At 59.8% G+C, this 23,231-nt stretch carries 19 protein-coding genes; 10 read left to right on the top strand and 9 right to left on the bottom strand.

The genetic code is table 11. The features are described from left to right. The first annotated feature begins 17 nt into the window (after positions 1–17). The 8 genes from yidC to K419_RS0109015 all read left to right on the top strand — a co-directional run bounded on the left by yidC (position 18) and on the right by K419_RS0109015 (position 10,857). Positions 18–1,628, top strand: a complete 1,611-nt coding sequence (gene yidC, locus K419_RS0109050; RefSeq protein WP_026841300.1) for a membrane protein insertase YidC — start codon at positions 18–20, stop codon at positions 1,626–1,628. 19 nt (positions 1,629–1,647) lie between these two features. Next, on the top strand, positions 1,648–3,015 hold the full coding sequence (gene mnmE / locus K419_RS0109045; protein ID WP_026841299.1) for a tRNA uridine-5-carboxymethylaminomethyl(34) synthesis GTPase MnmE: 1,368 nt from the start codon (positions 1,648–1,650) through the stop codon (positions 3,013–3,015). A gap of 303 nt (positions 3,016–3,318) precedes the next feature. Further along, a complete protein-coding gene (gene mnmG, locus K419_RS0109040) occupies positions 3,319–5,193 on the top strand; it encodes a tRNA uridine-5-carboxymethylaminomethyl(34) synthesis enzyme MnmG (RefSeq protein WP_026841298.1) in 1,875 nt (624 codons plus the stop codon). After that, positions 5,190–5,843 (top strand): 16S rRNA (guanine(527)-N(7))-methyltransferase RsmG, encoded by a 654-nt coding sequence (gene rsmG, locus K419_RS0109035; RefSeq protein WP_026841297.1) that lies wholly within the window; start codon positions 5,190–5,192, stop codon positions 5,841–5,843. Before mnmG ends, rsmG begins: the two co-directional genes overlap by 4 nt. Positions 5,844–6,394: 551 nt before the next feature. After that, positions 6,395–7,648 carry a diaminopimelate decarboxylase gene (gene lysA, locus K419_RS0109030; RefSeq protein WP_026841296.1) on the top strand — a complete coding sequence of 418 codons (1,254 nt, stop codon included), beginning with the start codon at positions 6,395–6,397 and terminating at the stop codon, positions 7,646–7,648. 115 nt (positions 7,649–7,763) lie between these two features. Further along, positions 7,764–8,636: a 4-hydroxy-tetrahydrodipicolinate synthase gene (gene dapA, locus K419_RS0109025; protein ID WP_012532481.1), complete on the top strand. Its 873-nt coding sequence runs from the start codon at positions 7,764–7,766 to the stop codon at positions 8,634–8,636. Between the two features lie 156 nt (positions 8,637–8,792). Beyond that, positions 8,793–9,596 (top strand): 4-hydroxy-tetrahydrodipicolinate reductase, encoded by an 804-nt coding sequence (dapB, locus tag K419_RS0109020; RefSeq protein ID WP_026841295.1) that lies wholly within the window; start codon positions 8,793–8,795, stop codon positions 9,594–9,596. 25 nt (positions 9,597–9,621) lie between these two features. Next, on the top strand, positions 9,622–10,857 hold the full coding sequence (locus K419_RS0109015) for an LL-diaminopimelate aminotransferase (protein WP_026841294.1): 1,236 nt from the start codon (positions 9,622–9,624) through the stop codon (positions 10,855–10,857). Positions 10,858–11,071: 214 nt separating this feature from the next. Here K419_RS0109015 and K419_RS0109010 read toward each other — a convergent pair whose 3' ends face one another. Both K419_RS0109010 and K419_RS0109005 read right to left on the bottom strand, forming a co-directional pair. After that, entirely contained in the window at positions 11,072–11,581 is a 510-nt protein-coding gene (locus tag K419_RS0109010; protein WP_012532478.1) for a type 1 glutamine amidotransferase domain-containing protein, read from the bottom strand. 151 nt (positions 11,582–11,732) lie between these two features. After that, positions 11,733–12,656 carry a helix-turn-helix transcriptional regulator gene (locus tag K419_RS0109005; RefSeq protein WP_026841293.1) on the bottom strand — a complete coding sequence of 308 codons (924 nt, stop codon included), beginning with the start codon at positions 12,654–12,656 and terminating at the stop codon, positions 11,733–11,735. Positions 12,657–12,827: 171 nt separating this feature from the next. Here K419_RS0109005 and K419_RS0109000 point away from each other — a divergent pair, with 171 nt between their 5' ends. Beyond that, a complete protein-coding gene (locus tag K419_RS0109000; protein WP_012532476.1) occupies positions 12,828–13,100 on the top strand; it encodes a cytochrome c7 in 273 nt (90 codons plus the stop codon). Positions 13,101–13,200: 100 nt separating this feature from the next. On the opposite strand, the gene K419_RS0108995 is transcribed toward K419_RS0109000, so the two are convergent. The 5 genes from K419_RS0108995 to K419_RS0108975 form a co-directional block, all read right to left on the bottom strand. Next, positions 13,201–14,313: a phosphotransacetylase family protein gene (locus K419_RS0108995; protein WP_012532475.1), complete on the bottom strand. Its 1,113-nt coding sequence runs from the start codon at positions 14,311–14,313 to the stop codon at positions 13,201–13,203. Positions 14,314–14,423: 110 nt separating this feature from the next. Next, complete coding sequence (locus K419_RS0108990; protein ID WP_026841292.1) at positions 14,424–15,845, bottom strand: radical SAM/SPASM domain-containing protein; 1,422 nt, start codon at positions 15,843–15,845, stop codon at positions 14,424–14,426. 24 nt (positions 15,846–15,869) lie between these two features. Beyond that, positions 15,870–16,301, bottom strand: a complete 432-nt coding sequence (locus K419_RS0108985; RefSeq protein WP_026841291.1) for a hypothetical protein — start codon at positions 16,299–16,301, stop codon at positions 15,870–15,872. 91 nt (positions 16,302–16,392) lie between these two features. Beyond that, positions 16,393–16,827 (bottom strand): hypothetical protein, encoded by a 435-nt coding sequence (locus tag K419_RS0108980; protein WP_026841290.1) that lies wholly within the window; start codon positions 16,825–16,827, stop codon positions 16,393–16,395. A gap of 248 nt (positions 16,828–17,075) precedes the next feature. After that, positions 17,076–17,360, bottom strand: a complete 285-nt coding sequence (locus K419_RS0108975) for a cytochrome c7 (RefSeq protein WP_026841289.1) — start codon at positions 17,358–17,360, stop codon at positions 17,076–17,078. Between the two features lie 168 nt (positions 17,361–17,528). Here K419_RS0108975 and K419_RS0108970 point away from each other — a divergent pair, with 168 nt between their 5' ends. Further along, positions 17,529–19,925 carry an ATP-dependent DNA helicase gene (locus tag K419_RS0108970; protein ID WP_026841288.1) on the top strand — a complete coding sequence of 799 codons (2,397 nt, stop codon included), beginning with the start codon at positions 17,529–17,531 and terminating at the stop codon, positions 19,923–19,925. On the opposite strand, the gene K419_RS0108965 is transcribed toward K419_RS0108970, so the two are convergent. Together K419_RS0108965 and K419_RS0108960 are read right to left on the bottom strand one after the other, a co-directional pair. Next, positions 19,903–21,762, bottom strand: a complete 1,860-nt coding sequence (locus K419_RS0108965) for a PAS domain-containing sensor histidine kinase (RefSeq protein WP_026841287.1) — start codon at positions 21,760–21,762, stop codon at positions 19,903–19,905. The genes K419_RS0108970 and K419_RS0108965 overlap by 23 nt on opposite strands. Positions 21,763–21,778: 16 nt before the next feature. After that, positions 21,779–22,969 carry an FIST signal transduction protein gene (locus tag K419_RS0108960; RefSeq protein WP_026841286.1) on the bottom strand — a complete coding sequence of 397 codons (1,191 nt, stop codon included), beginning with the start codon at positions 22,967–22,969 and terminating at the stop codon, positions 21,779–21,781. Positions 22,970–23,231: the final 262 nt, after the last annotated feature.

Below are 23,231 nucleotides of genomic sequence, written 5' to 3'. Positions count from 1 at the left end.
CTCTTCAGGAGAATTTCATGGAAAAACGTCTCATCATAGCGGTACTCCTCTCCATCGGGGTCCTCTACGCTTACTCTTTCATTTTCCCGACGCCCAAACCGGTACCGGCGCCAGGCGCCAAACAGGCAGCCATGAGCTCCGCTACCGCGCCAGCACCGGCGGCAGTTGCACCGACCGCAGGTACCGCGCCCGTCGCTGTGCCTGCACCGCAGGCGGGGCAGGCGCCAGCTGTTGCCAAGGACGTCACCGTCGATACCGATCTCTACACCGCCGTGTTCTCCACCCAAGGGGGCGGCCTGAAGAAGTTCGTCCTCAAGAAGTACAAGGAGACTTCCGGCCCCCATGGAAAGGACATCGTCCTGGTCAACGAGACCGCAGCCAACCGCTATGCGCTTCTCAGCGACTCCAGGGAGTTCGGCATCTCCCCTGACGCCCTTTACAGCGCAAGCACCGGTGAGGTCAAGGTCACGAACGGCGGCAAGGGATCGCTTGAATTCTCCACCACCACTTCGCAGGGGATCACCTTCAGGAAGGTTTATACCTTTTCCGGCGACGCCTACCGCATCGACCTTACCGAGGAAGTCCAGAACCTAGGGAATGTGGCGCTGACCGGGGCCATGCATACGCTGCAGACCTCTCGCGTCGTAGAAGCGAAGAAGGAGGGGAGGTACGAAGTTCATGCACCCTCGACCCTAAGCGAAGGGAAGGTGAAGGTCGACAAGCTGGACGACCTGCTCAAGAACCCGGTGCAGTACGGGAAGGACATCGCTTGGTCCGCGTTTGCCGACAAGTACTTCATGGACGGCATCATCGCCGACAAAGGGAGCATCAGCCAGGTTCGCATCACGCGCCCGGCCAATGACGCCATTCAGCGCGACATCGTTTCGCCCACTGTCACCGTGGCACCTGGTCAGCGTTCCGCTGTAAATTACGCCGTCTACTATGGCCCGAAGGATCTCGACATCCTGAAGCTGCAGGGTGACCGTCTGGATGAAGTAATAGACTACGGCTGGTTCGGTCCTATTGCGAAGCCGCTGGTTCATTCACTCAAATTCCTTTACAAGTACACCGGCAACTACGGCATCGCCATTATCATCATCACCTTCATCCTGAAACTTGTCTTCTTCCCGCTCACCCACAAGAGCTACAAGTCGATGAAGGACATGCAGAAGCTGCAGCCCAAGATGACTGAGCTGAAGGAGAAGTTCAAGAACGATCGCGATGCAATGAATCGCGCCGTGATGGAACTGTACAAGACCCACAAGGTGAATCCTCTCGGTGGCTGCCTTCCGATGCTGGTGCAGATTCCTGTATTCTTCGGACTCTACCGCGCGCTGATGTACTCCATCGAACTGCGCCACGCGCCCTTTTACCTCTGGATCACCGACCTCTCCGCCAAGGACCCGTACTACGTGACCCCGATCATCATGGGCGCCACCATGTTCATCCAGCAGAAGATGACCCCGACCAACATGGATCCGGTGCAGGCCAAGATGATGCTCATGCTTCCCATCGTCTTCACCTTCATGTTTCTGAACTTCCCGTCCGGCCTTGTTATCTACTGGCTGGTGAACAACGTGCTGACCATCGCGCAGCAGATGTATATCAACAAAGCCGTAGCAGACTAACCGGCATCAGGTACAGCAAATGTATGTCCGCGACACAATTGCAGCAATCAGCACTTCGGTAGGGGAAGGCGGCATCGGGATCGTCAGGATCAGCGGCCCCGCAGCTCTGCAGATCGCCCGGAGCATCTTCAACGCCAAATCGAACGGTGGCCTAAAAAGCCACCGTTTTTCTTATGGTGAAGTGGTACAGCCCGGAACCGGCGACCTGGTGGACGAGGCCATGGCCGTATATATGAAGGCGCCCAACTCCTACACCCGCGAGGACGTGGTCGAGATACAGTGCCACGGCGGCACCTTGGTGGTCTCCCGCATACTGTCGCTGATCATCTCCCAAGGGGCGCGCCCGGCTGAGCCAGGCGAGTTCACCAAGCGTGCCTTCCTCAACGGGCGCATCGATCTGGTGCAGGCAGAAGCCGTGATGGACGTCATATCCAGCCGTACCGATGCGTCGTTGGCACTGGCCCAGCATCAGCGGGAAGGGCTCCTGTCGCGGCGCATCTCAACGGTGAAAGAAGGGATAGTTTATGCGCTGGCCTATGTCGAGGCGTTGATCGACTTTCCCGAGGATGACGTGAATGTCGCTGTAGAGACCGACGTGTTGGGCAAAGTGGCCCCCGCGCTGGCTGAACTAGATGCCCTGATCGCCGGGTTCGACGAGGGGAGGGTGCTACGCGACGGTGTGTCCGTGGTTATCGCCGGCAAGCCCAACGTAGGAAAGTCGAGCCTGCTCAACACGCTATTAAAGGAAAAACGCGCCATCGTCACCTCCGTTCCCGGCACCACCAGGGACCTCATCGAGGAGGTGGTCAACATAAACGGCCTCCCTGTGAAGCTCCTGGACACCGCCGGGATCCGCGAGTCCGAAGACCAGGTAGAGCAGGAAGGCGTGCGCCTTTCACTGGACCGTATTCCCAAGGCGGACCTTGTTCTTTTTGTCATCGACGGGTCGTCCGCTTTTGAGGATGAAGACGCCGCCATCCTGGAGGCCATCGGATCGAAGAGCTGCATCGTGGTGCGCAACAAGTCCGACCTGCCGCTGGCGGTGGAGCTTCCCTCCGGCTGCTTCGCTCCGGTGGTCGCTATCTCCACCCACACTGGAGACGGCGTCCCTCAACTGCGTGACGCCATCACCAACGCCTTCATGCACGGGCACGCCATAGATGGTCGCGAGTTTGTAGCCCTCTCCAAGGCGCGGCATCGCGATGCGCTCTTGAAGGCGAGGGAGTCGCTGCAATCGTTCGTAGCGAACCTGGAGTCCGGGGTGAATATGGAGCTTCTCCCCGTCGATCTGCGCGATGCGCTGGACGCGGTAGGGGAGGTCACCGGCGAGACTACGGCGGACGACGTACTGGACCGGATTTTCTCCAGCTTCTGTATTGGGAAGTAGATCTATTAGTGTGTAACATCTCGGGATGGTTCAGGATTTCTAGTTTGTTTAACGTGGAACATAGCTTTGGAACCTATGCTGATAGTTTGCTGGCTCCAGAGCACGATATGAAGGATACGGTACGGTGAAGTTTGCAACGTGGGAAGCTGCCAGGATATTTATAGTCGTTGTTTTCACGCTGTGAGCGCACGCCGGTTGCGCCGTTAGACCTAATGTTCCACGTGGAACAATTCAGTTTAAATCCCTCTGCGACCTCAGCGTCCTCTGCGGCAAATAAGTCTCAGGCATCAATGGAGTAAGGTTTTGATAGTTTACGATAAGACATATGACGTGATCGTGGTCGGTGCCGGTCATGCCGGGTGCGAGGCCGCTCTGGCCGCTGCCCGCATGGGGCGTTCCACCCTTATGCTCACCATCAACCTGGACGCCATTGCGCTCATGTCCTGCAACCCGGCCATCGGTGGCCTGGCGAAGGGGCACCTGGTTAAGGAGATCGATGCACTGGGCGGGGAGATGGGGCGGAACATCGACGCTACCGGAATTCAGTTCCGCGTGCTCAACACCAAGAAGGGCCCAGCGGTGCGCGCCTCCCGCGCACAGGCCGACAAGCAGTTGTACCGCCTGCGCATGAAGCACGTCATGGAGCAGCAGGATAACCTGGATCTGAAGCAGGTGGAGGTCACTGACCTGTACCTGGAAGAGGGCTCGGTTGCAGGGGTGGACACCAAGGGCGGAGTGAGGTACCTAAGCAGGACCGTTGTTCTCACCACCGGTACCTTCATGCGCGGGCTTATCCATATCGGTCTTGTCCATTACCCGGGCGGCAGGGCAGGGGACCTTCCCTCCATCGGCCTTTCGGACGGCTTGAAGGACGTGGGCTTCGAGGTGGGAAGGTTGAAGACCGGTACTCCCGCCCGCCTGGACGGCAGGACCATCGACTTCGACAGGCTTGAGGCGCAGCACGGGGACGAGAATCCGATCCCTTTCTCTTTCTCCACCGAAAGGATCGAGCAGCCGCAGGTTCCCTGCCACGTTGCCTATACGAATCCAAAGTCCCACGACATCATCCGCTCCGGGCTGGACCGCTCGCCGCTTTACGCCGGTATCATCGAGGGGATAGGCCCCCGGTATTGCCCCTCCATCGAAGACAAGGTGGTCCGCTTCCCCGAGAAGGACAGGCACCAGACCTTCATCGAACCGGAAGGGCGCGAGACGGTCGAGGTGTACCCGAGCGGGATGTCGACCTCGCTTCCCATCGATATCCAGTGGGCCTTCTACCGCAGCATCGAAGGGCTTGAGCGGGTGGAGATCATGCGCCCGGCCTACGCGATCGAGTACGACTACGTCAACCCGATCCAGTTGCACGCCTCGCTGGAGACGAAGCTGGTCCGCAACCTGTACAACGCCGGGCAGATCAACGGCACCTCGGGGTACGAGGAAGCGGCTGCCCAGGGTCTTATGGCAGGGATCAACGCGGCGCTCAGGGTGCAGGGGAAGGAACCGCTGGTGCTGAGTAGGAGCGAGGCGTACATAGGCGTCATGATAGACGACCTGGTGACGCTTGGCACCAAGGAGCCGTACCGCATGTTCACCTCGCGCGCCGAGTACCGGCTGCTGCTGCGCGAGGACAACGCGGATCTCCGTCTGCGGGAGAAGGGGCACGACATCGGGCTGGTTCCCGAGAGCCTGTACCACTCTTTCCTGGCCAAGAAGGAACTGATCGACTCGGAACTGGATCGGCTATCGAGGGAGAGATTGACGCCGTCGGCAGCAGGTGAGGAACTTCTGCAGGAGTGGGATCTGGTCGGGATCCAAAATGCCATCAGTTATGAGCAGCTGCTGCGTCGTCCCGATTTCACCTGCAGCGACCTCTCCAGGATTTACCCGGAGATTATGAAGTTGCCGGAAACGGTGCGCGAACAGCTTGAGATCCAGATCAAATACAAGGGATACATCGAGCGCCAGCTGGAGCAGGTAGCTCGCGCGGCGAGACTGGAGAGCACCACGATTCCCGCGGACATGGACTACAGCACCGTTCCGAGCCTTTCCGCCGAAGTGCGCGAGAAGCTGGTCCGGTTCCGGCCGGACACGCTGGGACAGGCGTCCCGCATCCCTGGGGTGACGCCGGCGGGGATCACCATCCTCTCCATCGCGCTCAAAGCGAGGTACGGCAGATGATACAGAGCGCGAAAGACCTCCTGAAAAAGGGCGCCGCCGAGCTGGGCGTGCAGCTCGACTCGGCGCAGTTGGAGAGCCTGAACCTCTTCGCCGAGGAGCTCAAGAAGTGGAACCGGAAGATTAACCTTACGGCCATCACCGGCGACGAGGATATCGCCCTCAAGCATCTGGTCGATTCGTTGAGCCTCCTCAAGGCGGTGCGCGGCCCCGGGCGCCTGCTCGATATCGGCTCGGGCGGGGGCTTTCCCTGTATCCCGGTGAAGATCGTACAGCCTGACCTGGAGATGGTTTCTGTGGATGCCGTGGTGAAGAAAATCAGTTTCCAGAAGCAGGCGGTGCGGCTTCTGAACCTTACGGGCTTCACCGCGCTGCATGTGCGGGCGGAGACGCTGGCGCAGGAGTATGCTGCCAGCTTTGACTGGGTTGTATCCAGGGCGTTCTCCGACATTCCCTCCTTCGTCGCCATGGCGCTGCCGGTTCTGAAACCGGAGGGACGCATCGTCGCCATGAAAGGGCGCAGCGCTGCCGAAGAGGTGGAAGGAGCGAAGGACAAACTCGACGCTCTCGGCACCGGCGTACTCGAAATCATTGATTTTGCCCTTCCCGGCACCGGCGACGCCAGATCGTTGGTTATAATAGGGCGAAACTAGGTTAATAATTGTTAATATTTTATCTAATGAGCAAAAAGCAGTCATAAATGGACGACAGATTAAAAGATGAGCCATGGGTTGGGGAGATGTGAGATCGACCGTTTTTGACTGCTTTTTGAAAGCCTAATTTTTGTGCAATTTGGCTGAGTGAGGCCCTCAGAGCTGGTTCAAACTCTTCAGGTTTAATTTTCCGGAGAGCGGAGACTGTCTCACATTTGTTTAGAATCTACTAACGACGTGAAGTGACTGTCGGCGAGCAACTGCTTGAGGGTCTAGTGGAAGGTATCGAAACCAAGAATTCTTCTCTGCTGGCGATAGTGGATAGATAATTGGAAATTGCACACTCAGCAAGGCTGTTTTTGGACATAGTAAAAAACTGTTTCAGTAGTCGCCTTATCCCCTCTTTTGATGGAAACCTCTGAGTGAACCCCGGAATTCTTAGCCCTTTCCGGGAGCAATAATTTTGACAACTGCATCTTTTGTATGTTAGAAATAAAAACTTTTTTTGTTTACGCCGTAGATTTTGAAAGAGATCTAAGGGGGACGAGAACATGCATCATTTCCAATATAAAGGTGAAGAGCTGTTCGCAGAAGACGTGGCGATAAAGGATATTGTCGCCGCCGTCGGCAGCCCCGTCTATATCTATTCAAAGGCGACGCTGGAAAGACACTACAAGGCCATGGACGATGCCTTCGCCCAGGCACCTCATACCATCTGCTACTCCGTCAAGGCCAACTCCAACCTCGCTGTGCTGAAGACCTTCATCAACCTGGGGGGCGGGGTCGACATCGTCTCCGGCGGAGAACTTTACCGTGCGCTCGCCGCGGGGGTGGACCCGAAGAAAGTGGTCTACTCCGGGGTGGGCAAAAGGGACGACGAGATCGCCTACGCGCTGGAGAGCGGAATACTGATGTTCAACGTTGAGTCCGAGCAGGAACTGGACCGCATCAGCGATGTCGCCGGCCGTATCGGCAAGAAGGCGGGTATCGCCATCCGCGTGAACCCGGACGTCGACCCTCAAACCCATCCGTACATCACCACGGGCCTGAAGAAGGCCAAGTTCGGCATAAACATCGAGCGCGCCCTGGAGCAGTACCAGCGCGCCAAGGGACTCGCCAACATAGAGATACTGGGCATTGACTGCCACATCGGCAGCCAGCTCACCAAGGTCTCTCCCTTTGTCGACGCCATCAAGAAGCTGAAAAGGCTCCTGGACGGCGTGAGGGGGATGGGGATCGACATCAAATATCTCGATCTTGGTGGCGGCCTCGGCATCCAGTACGACGACGAAGCACCACCGCTGCCTGCAGATTACGGCTCCTCCATCCAGGAAGAGACCAAGGATCTCGGGCTGCACCTAATTTTCGAGCCAGGGAGGAACCTAGTAGGCAATGCCGGCATTTTGGTCGGCAAATGCCTCTACACTAAAAAAGGCGAGGAAAAAAACTTCGTCATCGTGGATGCCGGCATGAACGACCTGGCCCGTCCGTCTCTCTACGGCTCCTTCCACGGCGTCAGGCCGGTCTTCAGGAACCAGGACGGCGTGATCGAAGGCGATATCGTCGGTCCCATCTGCGAATCGGGCGATTTCCTGGTGAAAGAGCGCGAGATACCGAACTTCCGTCAGGGCGACCTGATTGCATTCATGTCGGCCGGCGCCTACGGCTTCACCATGAGCAGCAATTACAACAGCCGCCCCCGCGCCGCCGAAGTCATGGTCGACGGGGGCAAGTTCGAAGTGGTGCGCGACCGGGAGAAGCTGGAGGACCTGGTCCGGGGCGAGCGCGTTCCGTCCTTTCTTTAAGAGGCTCCGCTCGCTTGACGCTTCGAGCCCCGATGGAGCCGCGGCAAAACTGTCGCGGCGCCGCGGAGCTCTAACAATTTCAATAACCGTTAGCAGTCATACAAGGAGGTAGCACATGTTCCAAGGAAGCATCGTAGCCATCGTCACCCCATTCAAAAACGGAGCGGTGGACGAAGAGAAACTGCGCGAGCTTGTGGAATTCCAGATAGAGAACGGTACCGACGCAATCGTTCCCTGCGGCACGACCGGCGAGTCTTCCACCCTCAGCTATGTCGAGCACGACCGTGTCATCCAAGTCGTGGTCGAGCAGGTCAACAAAAGGGTTCCGGTCATCGCCGGCACGGGGTCCAATTCGACCCACGAGGCGATCGAGATCACCCAGCACGCCAAGGAGCTGGGCGCGGACGGCGCGCTCCTGGTGACCCCGTACTACAACAAGCCTTCCCAGGAAGGGCTGTTCCGTCACTACAAAGCGGTTGCCGATGCCGTAGCGCTCCCCCAGATCCTTTACAACGTACCGGGCCGCACCGGTGTCAACCTGTTGCCGGAAACGGTGGCGAGGCTGTCCGTGCACCAGAATATCGTGGCGATCAAGGAGGCAACCGGCTCGCTGCAGCAGGCTTCCGAGGTGCTCGCCCTTTGTGGGGACAAGATCGACGTTCTTTCCGGTGACGACTTCATCACCCTCCCCATCATGGCCGCAGGTGGTAAAGGTGTCATCTCCGTAACCGCCAACATCATGCCGAAGGAAGTCTCTTCGCTGGTCGACGCGTTCAACGCCGGCAACATGGAAGAGGCGCGCAGGTTGCACCTGTACCTGCTGAAGATCTCCAACGCGATGTTCATCGAGAGCAACCCGGTGCCGGTCAAGGCCGCCGTTTCCCTCATGGGCAAATGCAGCTCCGAGGTCCGCCTGCCGCTCGCCCCGCTGATGGAGGCGAACCTGGCCAAGTTGACCGCCATCATGAAGGAATACAAGCTCATCTAGCATTCCTGGGGGACTGGCTCCGCAAGGTGCCTGTCCCCCAGGAACCCCTGGAATTCTGTCCCCCTAGAGCCTAGTGAAGTAGCTGAAAATCCCCTGAGTACCCCTTTGTAAAAGGGGAATTGATCAGGAATAGATTTTATTTACGGAGACAACCTAATGGTAAAAATAGCTGTTTGCGGAGCTGCCGGACGCATGGGCGGGCGGATCATCGCAGCCGTCAAGGAAGCAGAAGGGGTCGAGATCTGCGGCGCTCTGGAGCGCCCGGGGCACCCGATGGTGGGGCAGGACGCCGGCTACAACGCGGGGCTGGGCGCCATCGGCGTCGCCATCAGCGACGACTTGAACGCCGTGGTTCAGGCGTGCGACGTCCTGATCGACTTCACCGCTCCGAAGGTCTCCCTGAAGAACCTCGAAGTCTGCGCGCTCTACGGCAAATCCATCGTGATAGGCTCCACCGGGTTCACCCCCGAGGAGCGGGCCCTGGCTGCGGAACTTGCCCGCGAGATCCCGGTGATCATCGCACCGAACATGTCGGTGGGCGTCAACGTCTGCTTCAAGGTGCTGGCTGACGTCGCCAAGATTCTCGGCGAAGACTTCGACGTCGAGATCGTCGAGTCGCACCACCGCCTGAAGAAGGATTCCCCCTCCGGGACCGCGGTAAGGATGGGAGAGGTGGTAGCCAGCGCGCTGGGGCGCGACTACAACAAGGTCGCCAACTACCACCGCGAGGGGATCTGCGGCGAGCGCACCCATGACGAGATCGGGATGCAGACCGTGCGCGGCGGCGACATCGTCGGCGAGCACACTGTCTTCTTCATCGGGATGGGTGAGCGCATCGAGATTACCCACCGCGCCCACACCCGGGACATGTTCTCCAGGGGTTCGGTGCGTGCCGCCAAATGGGTGGTCACTGCCAAGCCGGGCGTCTACGACATGCAGGACGTGCTGGGACTGAGATAGATAAGAAAATTTTCTGGAGGAAGATGTGGCAAAAATTAACGACAACTACCTGAAACTTAAAGCAGGATACCTTTTCCCCGAGATCGGCCGCCGCGTGCGCGCCTTCGCCGCTGCAAACCCGGAGGCGAAGGTGATCCGCCTTGGGATCGGCGACGTGACCCAGCCGCTTACTCCGACCATCCTCAAGGCGTTTCACGATGCGGTGGACGATCTCGCCAGCGAGAACTCCTTCATGGGTTACGGTCCGGAGCAGGGGTATGACTTCCTGATCGACGCCATCATCGAGAAGTCCTACAAACCTTTGGGCGTCGACCTGAAGACCACGGAGATGTTCATCTCCGACGGCTCCAAGTGCGACTGCGCCAACATCCTCGACATCTTCGCGCTCGACAACACCGTCGCCATCGGTGACCCGGTCTACCCGGTCTACAACGACACCAACGTCATGATCGGCCGCACCGGCGATGCCGACGACAAGGGGTACTACAAGGGGCTGGTCTACATGCCCTGCACCGAAGAGAACGGCTTCTTCCCGGCGTATCCGAAGGAGAAGGTGGACATGATCTACCTCTGCTTCCCGAACAACCCCACCGGCGCCGTGGCGACCAAGGAGCAGTTGAAGGGGTGGGTCGATTACGCGCTGGCCAACGACTCCATCATCCTGTTCGATGCGGCTTACGAGGCGTTCATCACCGACCCCTCGATTCCGCATTCCATCTACGAAGTCGAAGGGGCTAAGAAGTGCGCCATCGAGTTCCGCTCCTTCTCCAAGACTGCCGGCTTCACCGGCGTTCGTTGTGGCCTGGTAGTAGTTCCCGACGAGCTCGAAGGGACGACTTCCAACGGCGAGAAGTACAGCTTCAACAAGCTCTGGCTGCGCCGTCAGACCACCAAGTTCAACGGGGCTTCCTACCCTGTGCAGAAAGCGGCCGCCGCAGTTTACACCGAGCAGGGTTGGAAAGAGACCCAGGCCAACATCGATTACTACATGGAGAACGCGCGCATCATCCGCGAAGGTCTCTCAGCGGCCGGGGTTACCGTGTACGGCGGCGTCAACGCTCCTTACATCTGGCTCAAGACCCCAGCCGGGCTCACCTCCTGGGACTTCTTCGACAAGCTTTTGAATGACTGCCACGTAGTCGGCACCCCCGGCAGCGGCTTTGGTCCCAGCGGCGAAGGGTACTTCCGCCTCTCGGCCTTCGGCAACCGCGACAACGTCGTCGAGGCTGTCGAAAGGATCAAGAAGAACCTCAAGAAGTAGCAAGGTCACGGCAGAGATACAAAAAAAGGCGGCCCCCGCTAGGATGGGGCCGCCCTTTTGTTTGTAGGTAGCATCAAAAGCTCTCACCACAGAGGGTCACAGAGGAATCACAGAGGAAAAGTCAAGGCTTTAAGATAAACCTTTTGGTTGTACCCGGTTCTGGTTATCCTCTGTGTTCCTCCGTGTCCTCTGTGGTGCATGCCTTTTCTTCGGTTTACGCAGCCGCCTTGACCATGCGCACCAACTCGCGGCAGAAGGCGGGCAGATCGTCGGGTTTTCTTGAGGTGATCAGGTTTCCGTCCACTATCACCTCGACATCCTGGTACTGCGCCTGGGCGTCCCGCAGTTCAGGGGCCACCGACTCATAGCAGGTCGCCTTGCGCCCCTTCAGCAGTCCGGCAGAGATCAGGATCTGCGGGCCGTGGCAGATGGCGGCCACTGGTTTGGACGCCGACATGAAGGCGCGGGCGATTTCATGGACCGCCGGGCTGTTGCGGATGGCCGCGGGCGCTTTGCCGCCAGGGAGTACCAGGACCGCGTAATCGGCCGGCGTCACCTCGTTGAACAGCTTGTTCACGGGCACTTCGTAACCGTGCTTACCGTGTATGGAACCCGCCTTTTCCGATGCCACGTCGACCGCATACCCGGCCTCGCGCAGTCTGTAAAGAGGAACCAGCAATTCGGTATCTTCGAAATTATCCGCACTTAAAATCAGGGCTTTCATGACTCCTCCTCTGCTCCGTTTAGTTAAGCTACCGCTGGCGGCAGGTCTGTGGTGAGCGGCGGAGATCAGTTTACCATGCCTTTTCTTAGTGTAACCCAATGTTTGACGGGGAGAGGAGAGAATTTTGGCGGGATTGGAATGCGTGCCGGGACTACTTGAGGACGGTGTAACCGGTCTTGGGATCCCAACGGTACCCTTTGCCGGTCCAGATCGCTTCGATGGTCTTCCAGTCCAGCCCGAGCCCCTTCATCTCGTCGCAGACGTAGTAGGCCGGCATGATCTCGTCGTCGTCGATGCGTCCGTCGCCGTTGGCGTCTGCCCAGTGGTACGGGCCGATGCGAACCTCGCTGCCGCCGCCGACCTCTTCGGTCCGGTTGGCGCCTCCTCCGTGCAGCACGATCTCCCCCTTTACCTTGACGTCCTTGCCCTGCGCGAAGGGGGCAGGGGTTCGCACCGAGTACGAGATGGTAACGGGGCTTCCTCCACCGGGAACCAGCCATTTGAGGCTCGACCCGGCAGGTTCGGCCGCGGAATTAGGGGGAACCGAACTCACCAGCCGCATCCCGTCGGGAAGTTTCTCCTTGAGGATGAACCCGAACGGGGCGGCAGGCAGGCGTGTGACCTTGACCTGCACCGGGATGACCTCTCCCGGCGCTGCGTAGCGCGGCAGCCAGCGCACTGCTTTTGGAGCGGAGGAGGGGGTGCGGGCGAGAATGACGACAACGAGAAGCAGCAGGAGCGCGGCCAGGCCAAAGAGGATAAGGAGCTTCGTCCGGCGCGGGGAGGGGGGAGGGAACTCAGTGCCGGGTTCGTCCTCGGGGACAGGTGCTTCGTCGCGCAGGATATCCCCGAGCGGGACCTCAAGGGCGTCGGCAAGCTTTTGGGCGTTTTCCCGCTTGATGGAGGGATAGCGGTTATTTTCCCACCGCGAGATGGTGTCGGTGGTTACTCCCACAACGTTGGCGACGTAGAGTTGGGTCAGCCTCTTCGCCTCGCGGACCGTCCTTATCCGGACCCCGTCTATGGCGACGCTTGCGGCGGATAACTTGTCGGCTCTGTCGTTTGCATCCATCATGCTGCCGGCTCCCCTGGCGTCATTTCAGCACCGTTTCCAGCCCGATGCGGGGTGTCCGGAACCCGACATCGGGTCATATTGCTATAGATGTCGATACCGGGGGCCCTCGTTCGATGCTATTTTTACCACAGTTCGGCAGCAAAAAACTCAAAAAAGAAAAGGGGTAACGAAATGAAAAAAGCAATCGCCGCAGTAGCTATGGTCATCTTCAGCGCGGGGGCAGTTCTGGCAGCGGATGTCATCACCCTCCCCGCCAAGAACGGGGACGTCACCTTCAACCACAAGAAACACCAGGACACCCTGAAGGACTGCAAGGCCTGCCATGAGAAGGGACCGGGCAAGATCGAGGGTTTCGGCAAGGATTTCGCCCACAAGACCTGTAAAGGATGCCACTCGGACAAGGGCGCAGGCCCGACCAAGTGCGGTGAGTGCCACAAGAAGTAATGGCGCTGCGCTGAACGCGAAAAATACCCCTCTCCATACGGCGAGGGGTATTTTTTTTGGCCTCTGAAGAGAGGGGGCAGAACTGGCGTCCCGCAGCCGGTCAGACCTGCGGCGGGGTGGCGAAGACCTCGTCTATGGCGTCGAAATCGAGCCTTTCCTCGGCTAGTGACTTGATGAGACGCAGCTTTTCCGTATCCCTTGCGGTGATCTTCGAGACGTCGTCGGTGATGATGCGGTAAAGGTCGGCCGTGCTCAGCTTGTCGGTGCGGAAATAGGGGATGTTGCTGCGGTCGATGATGCGCTGGGTGATGACGCTGACGTCGGAGATCCCGGGGATGACCAGACCCACGATCCGGGAACGGTATTCCGGCATCTGGTAGAGGTTGGCCAAGGTGACCAGGAGTTCGTCTCGGCTGCTGGTGACGAGCAACAGCGAGGAGTCGCGCAGCATTTCCGTGACGCGCTGGGTGGAGGCGGCGCCGATCTGCACGTGATGGATGATGCGCCGCACCTCGCGGCGGTTGCCGTGCAGCGGCAGGTCCAAAAGGCGCGCCACCCGGCTAAGCGTCGGGTTGGCGAGCACGGGTTTATAGTCGAACCCGCCCAACACCGAGAAGGGCTTTCCGGCGAAGGCGCGGGTGAGGTAGTCGAGGGTCTGCGCCCGCTTCTCGGCAAAGAGTTTGTTCACCAGCACCCCGCGCACCTCGGCTCCTTCCAACTTGAAGAGCGCGGTGTTCATGGCGATGGTGTCGATGACGTTGCCGACCCCGCCGCCGCTCACCATCAGGACCGGCGCGTTCAGCATCTTCGCGATGCGGGCGTTGGAGAGGTTCAGCACGGACCCGACCCCGGGATGCCCCGACCCTTCTATCACGATGAAGTCGCAGTGCTTCTCCAGTTCCGCGTAGCTGGCGAGGATCCGGTCGGGAAGCTCGTCCAGGGGGATCTTGCCGTCAATGGCCTGGCGCGAGGTGTCAGGGTGCACCACGACCGGGGACATGTAGGGGAGGTCCTTGTCGAGCCCGAACACCTGTGCGATGAGGGCGGCGTCCTTGTCGACGGACACCCCGCGCAAAAGGGCAGGCTTTGGCCCCAAAGGCTTCATGAAACCGACCCGCCCGTACTTCTTCTGGGCCAGGTGCAAAAGCGAGACGCTGATGGTGGTTTTGCCTATGTTCTGACCCGATGCCGCGATGAAGATCTTCCTGGCCATAATATCCCCCGGAATGGCTCATTAACGGCAGAGCCGCCCTCATAATCGTACCGATGCAGTCTCGTGTCAACACGAAAAAACTCATGAAGGGGCGAGGGGGAAACAGTAGGCTAGGAGGGATCAGAATGGGGATTGCGTTGCAGGTGCCACGGGCACTTGTTAAGCATCTGGGTCAGGGCGTAGAAGTAGACCTCGGCCCGCCCCTTCATGCTCTCGCAGTAATGCGGGTGCGGGTGCCGGGGGTTCCCCGTCATGTCGTAATGGGTGGCGTAGCATCCGCCGGCGCAGTCGTAGCGCAGCCAGCAGGAATGGCATGGGAGCTGGCCGTCGACCTCGAAGCCGGAAAGGGTGTCGTGCAGGGAGAGACCGCAGTCGACGCCAGCCTTCCCCATGGCGAAGTCGTCACGGTCCACGAAGGCGATGCAGGGGAAGATTTCTCCGCGGCTGTTGATGGCGAGGGTGTTGGTTCCGGCGCCGCACGGCTTGGTGAAGCGGCTGCCGCGCCTGATCCTCGTGATGTTGTCGAGGACGTTGGAGGCTAAGGGGATGTCGCGGGTTTCCTGGTAATGGCTGATGTAATCGACGTAGTAGTCGATGAACTCCCGGAGTTCGGTCAACTGCCGCTCCACCGGCACGTTCAGCTTTTCGAAGATGGGGTATTTGTGGTACCCGGGCTCATGGCAGTATTCCAGCTGGATCCGGCTCACCCCCAGCGTACTGAGCTGGCGGAAGGTCTCCAGGTAGCTGTCGGAGAACGCGGTCAGGGTGGCCCGGATGCCCAAGAGCTTCGGGTTGGGGAAGGCCTTCATGTTGTTGACGATGAGCTGCCAGGTGCTCTCGCCGTACTTTCCTGGTCTCTGGATGTCGTGGACCCGCTGGTTTCCGTCAAGGCTGACACCGATCTGGGTGAAGTAGCGTGCCAGGAACTGCGCTACCGGCCCCTCCAGCAGAGTGCCGTTGGTGTCCAGCGTGAGGTAGAAGTTCTTGCCCAGCCGCGCCTCGTGCTGCAGCAATTCCAGGGTTATCTTGGTCAGGATAGGAAAGTCAAGCAGCGGCTCGCCGCCGTAGAAGTTGATGAAAATCTTGTCTGCGGTGGATGCCTGAACCAGGTCCAGGATGAGCGTTATGGCACGCTGCGCCGACTTCTCTCCCATCAGATGCCCGGGTTTTCCGAAGGTTCCCCCGCAGTTCCAGCAGTAGCAGCACGCCATGTTGCAGTTCTGGGCCAGATAGATGGAGAAGGTCTGGAGGCAGTTTTCTCCCGGTTTGGTCTGCGGGTCCCGGGACACGGGAAGCGGAACCCCGAGCTCCTGGTGCAGCAAGTCGCAAAGCTCGGCATAAAGCGGCGCTTCACCGGCGGAAAGATGGCGTGGGGGGAGGCCTGGGGGGGGGAGTGTACCAAGCCCTGGTTGCGGCGGCCGGAGTTCAGTGAGCATCCGGGAGGCTATCTCGCTCAGTTGGTAGAGCCGCGCGGAGCGCGAGAAAAACAGGAAGTTGTCGCCGCCTTGCTCGAAGGCGTGATAGTCACTCATAATGGTTCTCTGCCCCTGGGCGGGTCACAGCGTTTCGCTGTACACCAGCAGCCTCGTCGGTACCATGCGCACCGAGTACTTCTTGTCCAGATCGAGGATGAACCAGACCCTGCCTGCGTGCTGCACCTTGAGGCGGGCTGCCTGGGAGAGGGGCGTAGCGTTTGCCTCGAATTCCTGAAGCATGGATTCAGGGATCACCCCCTCATCCAGTTTTGTCGCATGTTCCATGGTAACGGAAAAGGCATACCTGTCGTTGGTGGGAAGCGTCATGCAGACGTTGTTGTAGGCCCTGAAATTATCCATCTGCTGTGGGGTGATGCAGCTAGCCACCATCTGTTCCGGCGACCAGAACCGCGCGCGTTGCGCCTCGGGCGCATCGACTCCACCTTCCGACACGAGCTTTACATGCGTGGACGCGGAACCGGCTTCCCCCCCATGGTTGTTGTCTTCGCCCATTGCTCTCTCCTGTGGTCTTCGTCTGGTAAGCACCGTGGCCGCTATGCGTTGAAAGGACCGGCCAGCGGAACCTAATCGGGTGAGATTTTCTTCAAGGCTCAGGCTCGGGGTACACCGCTATGCGTGCCGCGACCCTTCTTGCCGAGAACCTGCGCTTAGCGTCGCTTATGGACCAAAGCCTGCCGGGGTGCCTGACGCTCACGCTGGCGCCTTCACCGAGAGCCTTCCCAAGCCGCTCCAAGCGCTGCCTGAGTACCTCCGGGATCGACTGGTGGTCCAGTTCATGGGCGTGTTCCGCGCCGATGCAGCATAGCGATATTTCCAAAGGGGTGGCCGCGTTGCACGCGGTAGCTGAGCGATAGCCGCTGTGCTGGGATTCGGTCGTGCAGGTCTGGGTGGCGTGGATGGAGTCGATGCAAACCAGCTCGACACTGCCGGCATGGGAACTGCCCCCTTCGGAGATGAGCCTGATGTGTGAGGTGATGCTCGCTTCTTGATGATGGAGATCGTGGAACGGGTCCCTCATGATACGTTCTCCCTACCACAGAATGTCGATCATTAGAGCCTGATGGGTGACGCGGCGCTGCCGACGGCCCTTCCCCTGAACAATCTTGCTGCCACGAGCAGGGTTCATTATCTATAAAAATTAACAGATGTCAATGTTGGCCTTCATGTAGTTTGTTTATTTTAATTTTAATTGGGGGGCAGAGGCTGGGGAAACAACGAAGGCGAAGGCCGTGACAGCCTCCGCCTTTATAGGTGAGTGGGGAGGGGTTACTTCTTGTGGCACTCGGTGCACTTGGTGGGGCCTTTCCCTTTGTCGGTATGACACCCCTTGCAGGTCTTGTGGGCCCACTCCTTGCCCAGGTTGGCGATCTTCCCTCCCTTGTCGGTTTCATGGCAGTCGGTGCACTTCAGCTCCTTCATGTCCTGGTGCTTCTTGTGGGGGAAGGTGACGTTGCCGTTTTTCGCCGGCAGTACCACGTCGGCGTCGTCGGCAGCGGCAGCGAAACCGGCGCAGAAAAGGGAGAGCACGACAGCTGCGAGGATTCTTTTCATTGGTGAGATCTCCTTTAGACAAGTAATGAGAATGCACAGGGAAAGAGAATACTCGCTTCCTCATGGATTGCAATCGTCCTCATTCTTAACTTGACAAGCGCAGGTCATTCATTGGAAAGTGTCGCTAAATCAAAGAGGTATGTCCGTCCTCGCGTCAAGAGTTCTCCCATGAAGCCTGCACCGAATCTCATCAACATCCCGGTAGGATATTTCGCCCTTCCCGTTCCCCGCACCGGGAGCATAGAGCCCCGTTCCGGCTACGACCGCTCCACCGCGGAGGGGCGCGAAATTCACCTTAAGATCCAGAAAAAGCGCGCGCTGACCGACAGTAGCTATCAGGCCGAGGTGCCGGTCAGCCGCGTCTTCGAAAGGGGAGGGTACCAGTTCCAGGTGAACGGGCGCCTGGACGGGATCTTCCGCCACGCTCCACCCTTAATCGAGGAGATCAAGAGCTGCTTCAACCTGTGGGAGCTCCGGCGCCGGCTGGCTCACGCGGGCACGGACGAGCCGTATTCGCTGCAGCTTCTCACCTACGGCTACTTCCATTGGCTGGAGCACGGCGTGATACCGCGCCTCTCCTTCCACCTCGTTTCCTCCCGTAACGGCGCCTCGGAGGACCTCCCGGTGCAACTGGACCTGGAGGCGTACCGGGGCTGGCTGGAGCTGCGCCTGGACGAACTGGCGCGGGAGGCGGACGAGGCCTCGAAGCGCGCCCGTAGAAGAAGGAAGGCGGCAAAGGAGTTCCCTTTCCCCTTTGCCGCCCCCCGCCCCGGGCAGCTTGAGCTGATGGGGGAGATCGAGTCCGGCATGGCCGATGGGCGCGCCATGCTGATCCAGGCGCCGACCGGGCTGGGAAAGACCGCTGGGGTCCTGCACCCGGTGCTGAAGGAGGCGCTCGGGCGCGGCCAGACGGTCTGCTACGTGACGCCGAAAAACAGCCAGCACGAGGTGGCGGAGGACGCCATGGAGCGCTTTCGCGAGTCGGGGGTGCCGCTGCGTTCGCTCACCGTGACGGCGAAGAACAGGATCTGTTTCATGAACGAACCTGTCTGCATGCCTGACTACTGCGAGTATGCGCGCGATTACTACGGCAAGCTCGCCCGGCTGGGCGTTGTCGAGCTGATGGCCAGGAAAAGGAAGCTGAAAGCGCGGACCTTCCGGGAATTCGGGGAGAAGTACCAGCTTTGCCCCTTCGAGCTGCAGATCGAAGCGGTGCCGCTGGCCGACGTCGTCATTTGCGACTACAACTACGTCTTCGCCCCCAGGTCCGCGCTGGGGCGGGCCGCGGCACTCGCCGTGGAGCAGAGCGGGAAGCCGAATCTGGTAATAGACGAGGCGCACAACCTTCCATCCCGCGCCATGGATTACTACTCCCCCAGGCTTTCCAGCGCGCTTTTGGAGGGGCTGCGGGGCGAGCTGGCGGAACTTCCCAAACCTTTCCGGCGCGACGCGCTGGAACTTCTGGAGGAGTGCCTGGCGGCGGTGGCGTCCTGCAGCGGTAGCGGAAAAGGGATGCGCCCGGTGAAGATAGAGCCCCCCCTGGCCCCATTCCTTGAGCTGGACGCAAGGCTGCGCGCCTTGCTGTCGCGCTACCTGGAGGCGGAGGTGGAGATCAGGCAGAAGGACCCGGTTTTGAGGCTGTGCCATTACTGGGGGGAGTTTGCCGAGATCCTGGAGTTTGCCACCGCCTCGAAGCGGCAGGAGTTTTTCACCTCCTATGAGCCGCATTCCGGCGGGGGGAGCGTCAAGATCACCTGCTGCGACGCCTCCGCCCTCATTGCAGACCGGTACGGGGAGTACCAGCAGGTGGTGGCTTTCTCCGCAACCCTGAAGCCGTTCGAGTACTACGCGAAGCTTTCCGGGCTCGACCCCGAACAGGTGCGCTGCGCCGAGTTCCAGAGCCCCTTTCCCAGCAGCCTGCGCAAGCTGATGATCATCCCGCAGATATCGACCAGGTACTCCAGGCGCGAACGCAATTACGGCAGGATCGCCGACGCGCTGGCCCGGGTGGTGGCGCTGAAAGGCGGCAACTACCTTGCATTTTTCCCGAGTTTCGTTTTCCTTGAGCGGGTGGCGGAGCTCTTCCGGGCGCCGGAGGGGTTTGAGGTGCTGCTCCAGGAGAGAAAGATGAGCGGGGCGAGGGTAGCCGAGATCCTTGAGCGGCTGCGCGCGGGGAACGCCCCGACGCTTGTCTTCGCCGTCCAGGGAGGTTCCCTTTCGGAGGGGGTGGATTACGCGGGGGACATGGTGATCGGCGCCTTCGTGGTCGGTCCTCCCCTTCCCAACTTCGACCTGGAGCGGGAGGAGATGAGGGGGTACTACCAGCGCCATTACGGCAACGGGTACCAGTACGCCTACACCATTCCGGCCATGGCCAAGGCGATCCAGGCGGCGGGGCGGGTGATCCGCTCGGAAACGGACCGCGGCCTGATCGTCCTGATGGACGACCGTTTCCTGCAAGAGGAGTACAGTTCCGCCATGCCTGGGGATTGGTTCGAGTCCGGGGCCGAGGAGCTGGTCTCGGACGCCATATTGAGCGATATCAGGGAGTTTTGGGGACGGTGATGACGAACTCGGCTCCTTCGCTGCTGTTTCTGGCGCAGAGCCTGCCGTTCATGCTCTTCTCGATGATGGTCTTGCACATGAAAAGCCCGATGCCGGTTCCCTGGTCGGGCCCTTTGGTGGTGAAGTAGGGTTCGAAGATCTTCTCCTTGATCTCCTCGGGGATGCCGCCGGCGTTGTCAGCGATGCTAACCACCGTTTCCCCACCTTCCTCGTAGAGCCTGACGGTGATGAGCGGCGAAGCGGCGCGGCTGGCGATGAGCGCGTCGCGAGCGTTGATCAGGATGTTGAGCAGGACCTGGACGAACTCTCCGAGATATCCCTTGATTGCAGGCTCGCCTGTTTTGAGGACCTGGATCTCGATGCTGTGTATCCTTAAGCTCCCATTCAACAGGGCCAGCGCCTTATCCAGCGGCTCGCTCACCGTGAACTCCAGTTTTTCCCGGTCCGGCCGGTAGAAATACCTGAAATCGTCTATGGTTTGGGACATCTGCTGGATGATCTCCATGCTCCTTCTGACGTTCTCACATATGAACTCTTCGCTGAGCCCGGTTTGCCTGTGGGTCAACTGGACGTCCTGGACCAGCAAGGCCAGCATGTTCAGTGGCTGGCGCCACTGGTGGGCGATATTGCTCAGCATCTCCCCCATCACCGCCTGCCGCCCCTGCATGATCAGCATCTTGTCCTTCTGGCGCAGCTCGTCGACCGCCTGTTGCACGCGCAGCTCCAGCGCCTCGCTCAACTGGCGGTACTTCTGCTCGCTCTCGCGCAGCGCGGCCTCGGCGATCTTCCTTTTGGTGATCTCCTCCGACATCCCCTCGTAAAAGAGCACCTTCCCCTCGCTGTCCCGCACTGCGCGCAGGCTCAGGGATACCCAGATCACACTGCCGTCCTTGCGGTAGATCTGCGTCTCGAAACTTTCGGCCCTGCCGTGGACCGCCAGCACCCTCTGCATCTCCGCATAGGAGGCGGGGTCCACGTAGACCTCGGTACCGATGTCGGTGATGGAGGCGACCAGTTCCTCCGGCGAGGTATATCCCATCATGTGGGCGAGGGCGGGGTTCGCGTCGAGGTATCGCCCTTCGGGGGTCCTGCGGAAGATCCCTTCCGCCGCGTTCTCGAAAAGGCTGCGGTACTTCGCCTCGGCGACCCGTTCCTGCTCGCGGGCCTCCATCATCCGTTCGAAAAATATGTGGGTATCCAGAATGGATGAGACGAGACCGACCAGGTTTCCCATGCTGAGGAGCGCCTGGTCGCTTTCCTGCACCCGCCGGTGAAAGGGTGCATTGACCGCGGTGTTGCCGACCACCAGCAGGGCGTGAGGGACCTCGTCGTGGCCTAGGGGGTATACCAGGAACTCGTCCATCAGTAGGCGCCGTCGGCATCCGTTTCCGGGTTCCGTCGAGGTTGCGGTGCAGGTGACATGCTCCCTGCCGGCTAGAAGGGGGGAGAGGCAGGGGGCGCCGTACTTCATGGTAATTGCGGCGGCCTGTTCTTTTTCGCTTGGATCGTAGTAGCCGTCAAGGGCCAAGACGCGGTAGGTAACCGTTTCTTCGCGGCGGAGCAGGATAGCCCGTTCGTACTCCAGCTGCTGGACCACGTACTGCACGGTCTCGCGGAACAGGCCCTGGATGTAGAAGCTCCCGCTCAGCCTCCTGCTCAGGTCGTAAAGCCCTTTGTACTCGTTCAACTGGAGGTCGAGCACCTGCTGGTACTCGTAGAGCTTCCCTTCGGCCCTGATCAGCCGTTTGACCTGTTGGGCCAGCTCCTCGTTTTCCCTGCGCAGGGCAGTCAACTGCTGCTCCAGGGCCTGTTTGTCGGTGGGACTCCCGTTTTCCATGTTACCCCGTGGCACTCTAGTACACGGCCAACAGCACGGACGTGAAATTGTGGATGCAGTTGTAGCCGGAGACCGGTCCGATCTCGGCGTATGAGTAGAATCCTATCCAGGGTAGTTCCGCCCCCAGGTCGTCCTGCAGGGACTTGAGCAGCTCGATCTTCTCCTGCTCGCGGTAGACCACGCGCCCGCGCCCCATGCATTCGAACTGCATCACCAGCTTGGGCCGGTTCTCTCCCAACTGCTCCCTGATATGCTGCGAGATGGCCTGCAGCCCTTCCCGCATCAGCTCCTTGTCCCGCCTCATGATCCAAAGAGCGCTTCCCGGGGTCACATCCGACTGGATGCTTACCCACCCCTCCTGGTCGTTTTTGTCCATCATGTAGCGGATGATGTACTCGCCGTATTCCTTCCTCAGGTGCTCCGGGGTTTTGAAGCCGAGGCAGAGGTTGAGGGTGACCTTGTTCCAGTCGCTGCCGGAGCCGTCTTCGATGTACTCCTTCAAGGCTTCCAGTGCAGGGATGCCGTCGATCTCGTAGATGATGTTGCCGTGGCAGCGGGTGATGGTGCGCCGGGTTCCCACCGGCACGCAGCCGTGGTTGACCCCCCAGGCGAGCCTGGCATTGCCGGACATGACGACGCAGCAGATCCCTTCGGAAATGACCTGGTCGTCATGGTACTGGTAGGTCTTCCGGGTAGAGAGGTTGTTGGCAGCAAGCCCTCCGAACAGGGGGAGCGGCCTCCCGTGCCCGAGGGCCCTTTCGAAGGCGTCCCGGAAGGGATCGAAGTCGAAGAGGAGGCCGTCGGCAAAGAGAAAGCAGGCGACGGCGTCGGCATGGAGCAGCGGGCGGACCTGCTCGGCCAGCAACTCGCCGGCCCGGGCGTATCCGGCATCGAGCCCCTGCACGTAGGCGTTGGCGAAGCTGACCTCATCCGAGGCTATGGCCAGCACGCAGACCCCGAAGTTGGTCTCGGCGGCGGCGCCCGCCGTGATCACACCCTCCCCTGAGCAGCCGCTCAAGGGGGCGTCGGCGGTGGCGTCGCGCACCGAGCGTATCAGAAGCTCCTGGTCGTACCCGACCGTGGCGAAGACGAAGACGAAATCCGGTTTGGCCATCCCGCCCCGCTCCATCGCCTGGAGAGCCGCTTCCTTGCCCGCGTCAGCCGGGTTTTTGTGAAGGCTGAAGCCAACGCCTGCAGAAGTTCCCATATCGCACCTCTTTCCTGGGGATTACCCGGCTATCTGGGGCCTGGCCAGGGAACATTATAACAATATGAATTCATTTTAATATAGCGTGTGCTTTTTATGATCTCCTTTCCGGTAAGGCCGGAGCGACCGTAGAGGGTGCAGACAGTTGATGCTGGGGGAAAAGCTTTGACGCGAAGTTGCCGCAGGTGCTATAAGTGGCGCAACTTTCCCCGATATTGTTGTGCTGCTTCCCGCTTGGCAACAGATGTCACCTGCTGCGTCT

It is taken from the genome of Citrifermentans bremense R1 (assembly GCF_000426865.1).
Lineage (GTDB): Bacteria > Desulfobacterota > Desulfuromonadia > Geobacterales > Geobacteraceae > Geomonas > Geomonas bremensis.
This window is presented reverse-complemented; position numbering and strand designations above follow the sequence as displayed.

Bases quoted from the DNA above. Each gene is read 5' to 3' on its own strand.
- K419_RS0108980 (WP_026841290.1), bottom strand. From the start codon at position 16,827: ATGAGGGACCCGTTCCACGATCTCCATCATCAAGAAGCGAGCATCACC.
- K419_RS0108990 (WP_026841292.1), bottom strand. From the start codon at position 15,845: ATGAGTGACTATCACGCCTTCGAGCAAGGCGGCGACAACTTCCTGTTT.
- yidC (WP_026841300.1), top strand. From the start codon at position 18: ATGGAAAAACGTCTCATCATAGCGGTACTCCTCTCCATCGGGGTCCTC.
- lysA (WP_026841296.1), top strand. From the start codon at position 6,395: ATGCATCATTTCCAATATAAAGGTGAAGAGCTGTTCGCAGAAGACGTG.
- mnmE (WP_026841299.1), top strand. From the start codon at position 1,648: ATGTATGTCCGCGACACAATTGCAGCAATCAGCACTTCGGTAGGGGAA.
- K419_RS0109005 (WP_026841293.1), bottom strand. From the start codon at position 12,656: ATGATGGATGCAAACGACAGAGCCGACAAGTTATCCGCCGCAAGCGTC.
- K419_RS0108970 (WP_026841288.1), top strand. From the start codon at position 17,529: ATGAAGCCTGCACCGAATCTCATCAACATCCCGGTAGGATATTTCGCC.
- rsmG (WP_026841297.1), top strand. From the start codon at position 5,190: ATGATACAGAGCGCGAAAGACCTCCTGAAAAAGGGCGCCGCCGAGCTG.
- K419_RS0109000 (WP_012532476.1), top strand. From the start codon at position 12,828: ATGAAAAAAGCAATCGCCGCAGTAGCTATGGTCATCTTCAGCGCGGGG.
- K419_RS0108995 (WP_012532475.1), bottom strand. From the start codon at position 14,313: ATGGCCAGGAAGATCTTCATCGCGGCATCGGGTCAGAACATAGGCAAA.
- dapA (WP_012532481.1), top strand. From the start codon at position 7,764: ATGTTCCAAGGAAGCATCGTAGCCATCGTCACCCCATTCAAAAACGGA.
- K419_RS0108985 (WP_026841291.1), bottom strand. From the start codon at position 16,301: ATGGGCGAAGACAACAACCATGGGGGGGAAGCCGGTTCCGCGTCCACG.
- K419_RS0109010 (WP_012532478.1), bottom strand. From the start codon at position 11,581: ATGAAAGCCCTGATTTTAAGTGCGGATAATTTCGAAGATACCGAATTG.
- K419_RS0108960 (WP_026841286.1), bottom strand. From the start codon at position 22,969: ATGGGAACTTCTGCAGGCGTTGGCTTCAGCCTTCACAAAAACCCGGCT.
- K419_RS0108975 (WP_026841289.1), bottom strand. From the start codon at position 17,360: ATGAAAAGAATCCTCGCAGCTGTCGTGCTCTCCCTTTTCTGCGCCGGT.
- K419_RS0108965 (WP_026841287.1), bottom strand. From the start codon at position 21,762: ATGGAAAACGGGAGTCCCACCGACAAACAGGCCCTGGAGCAGCAGTTG.
- dapB (WP_026841295.1), top strand. From the start codon at position 8,793: ATGGTAAAAATAGCTGTTTGCGGAGCTGCCGGACGCATGGGCGGGCGG.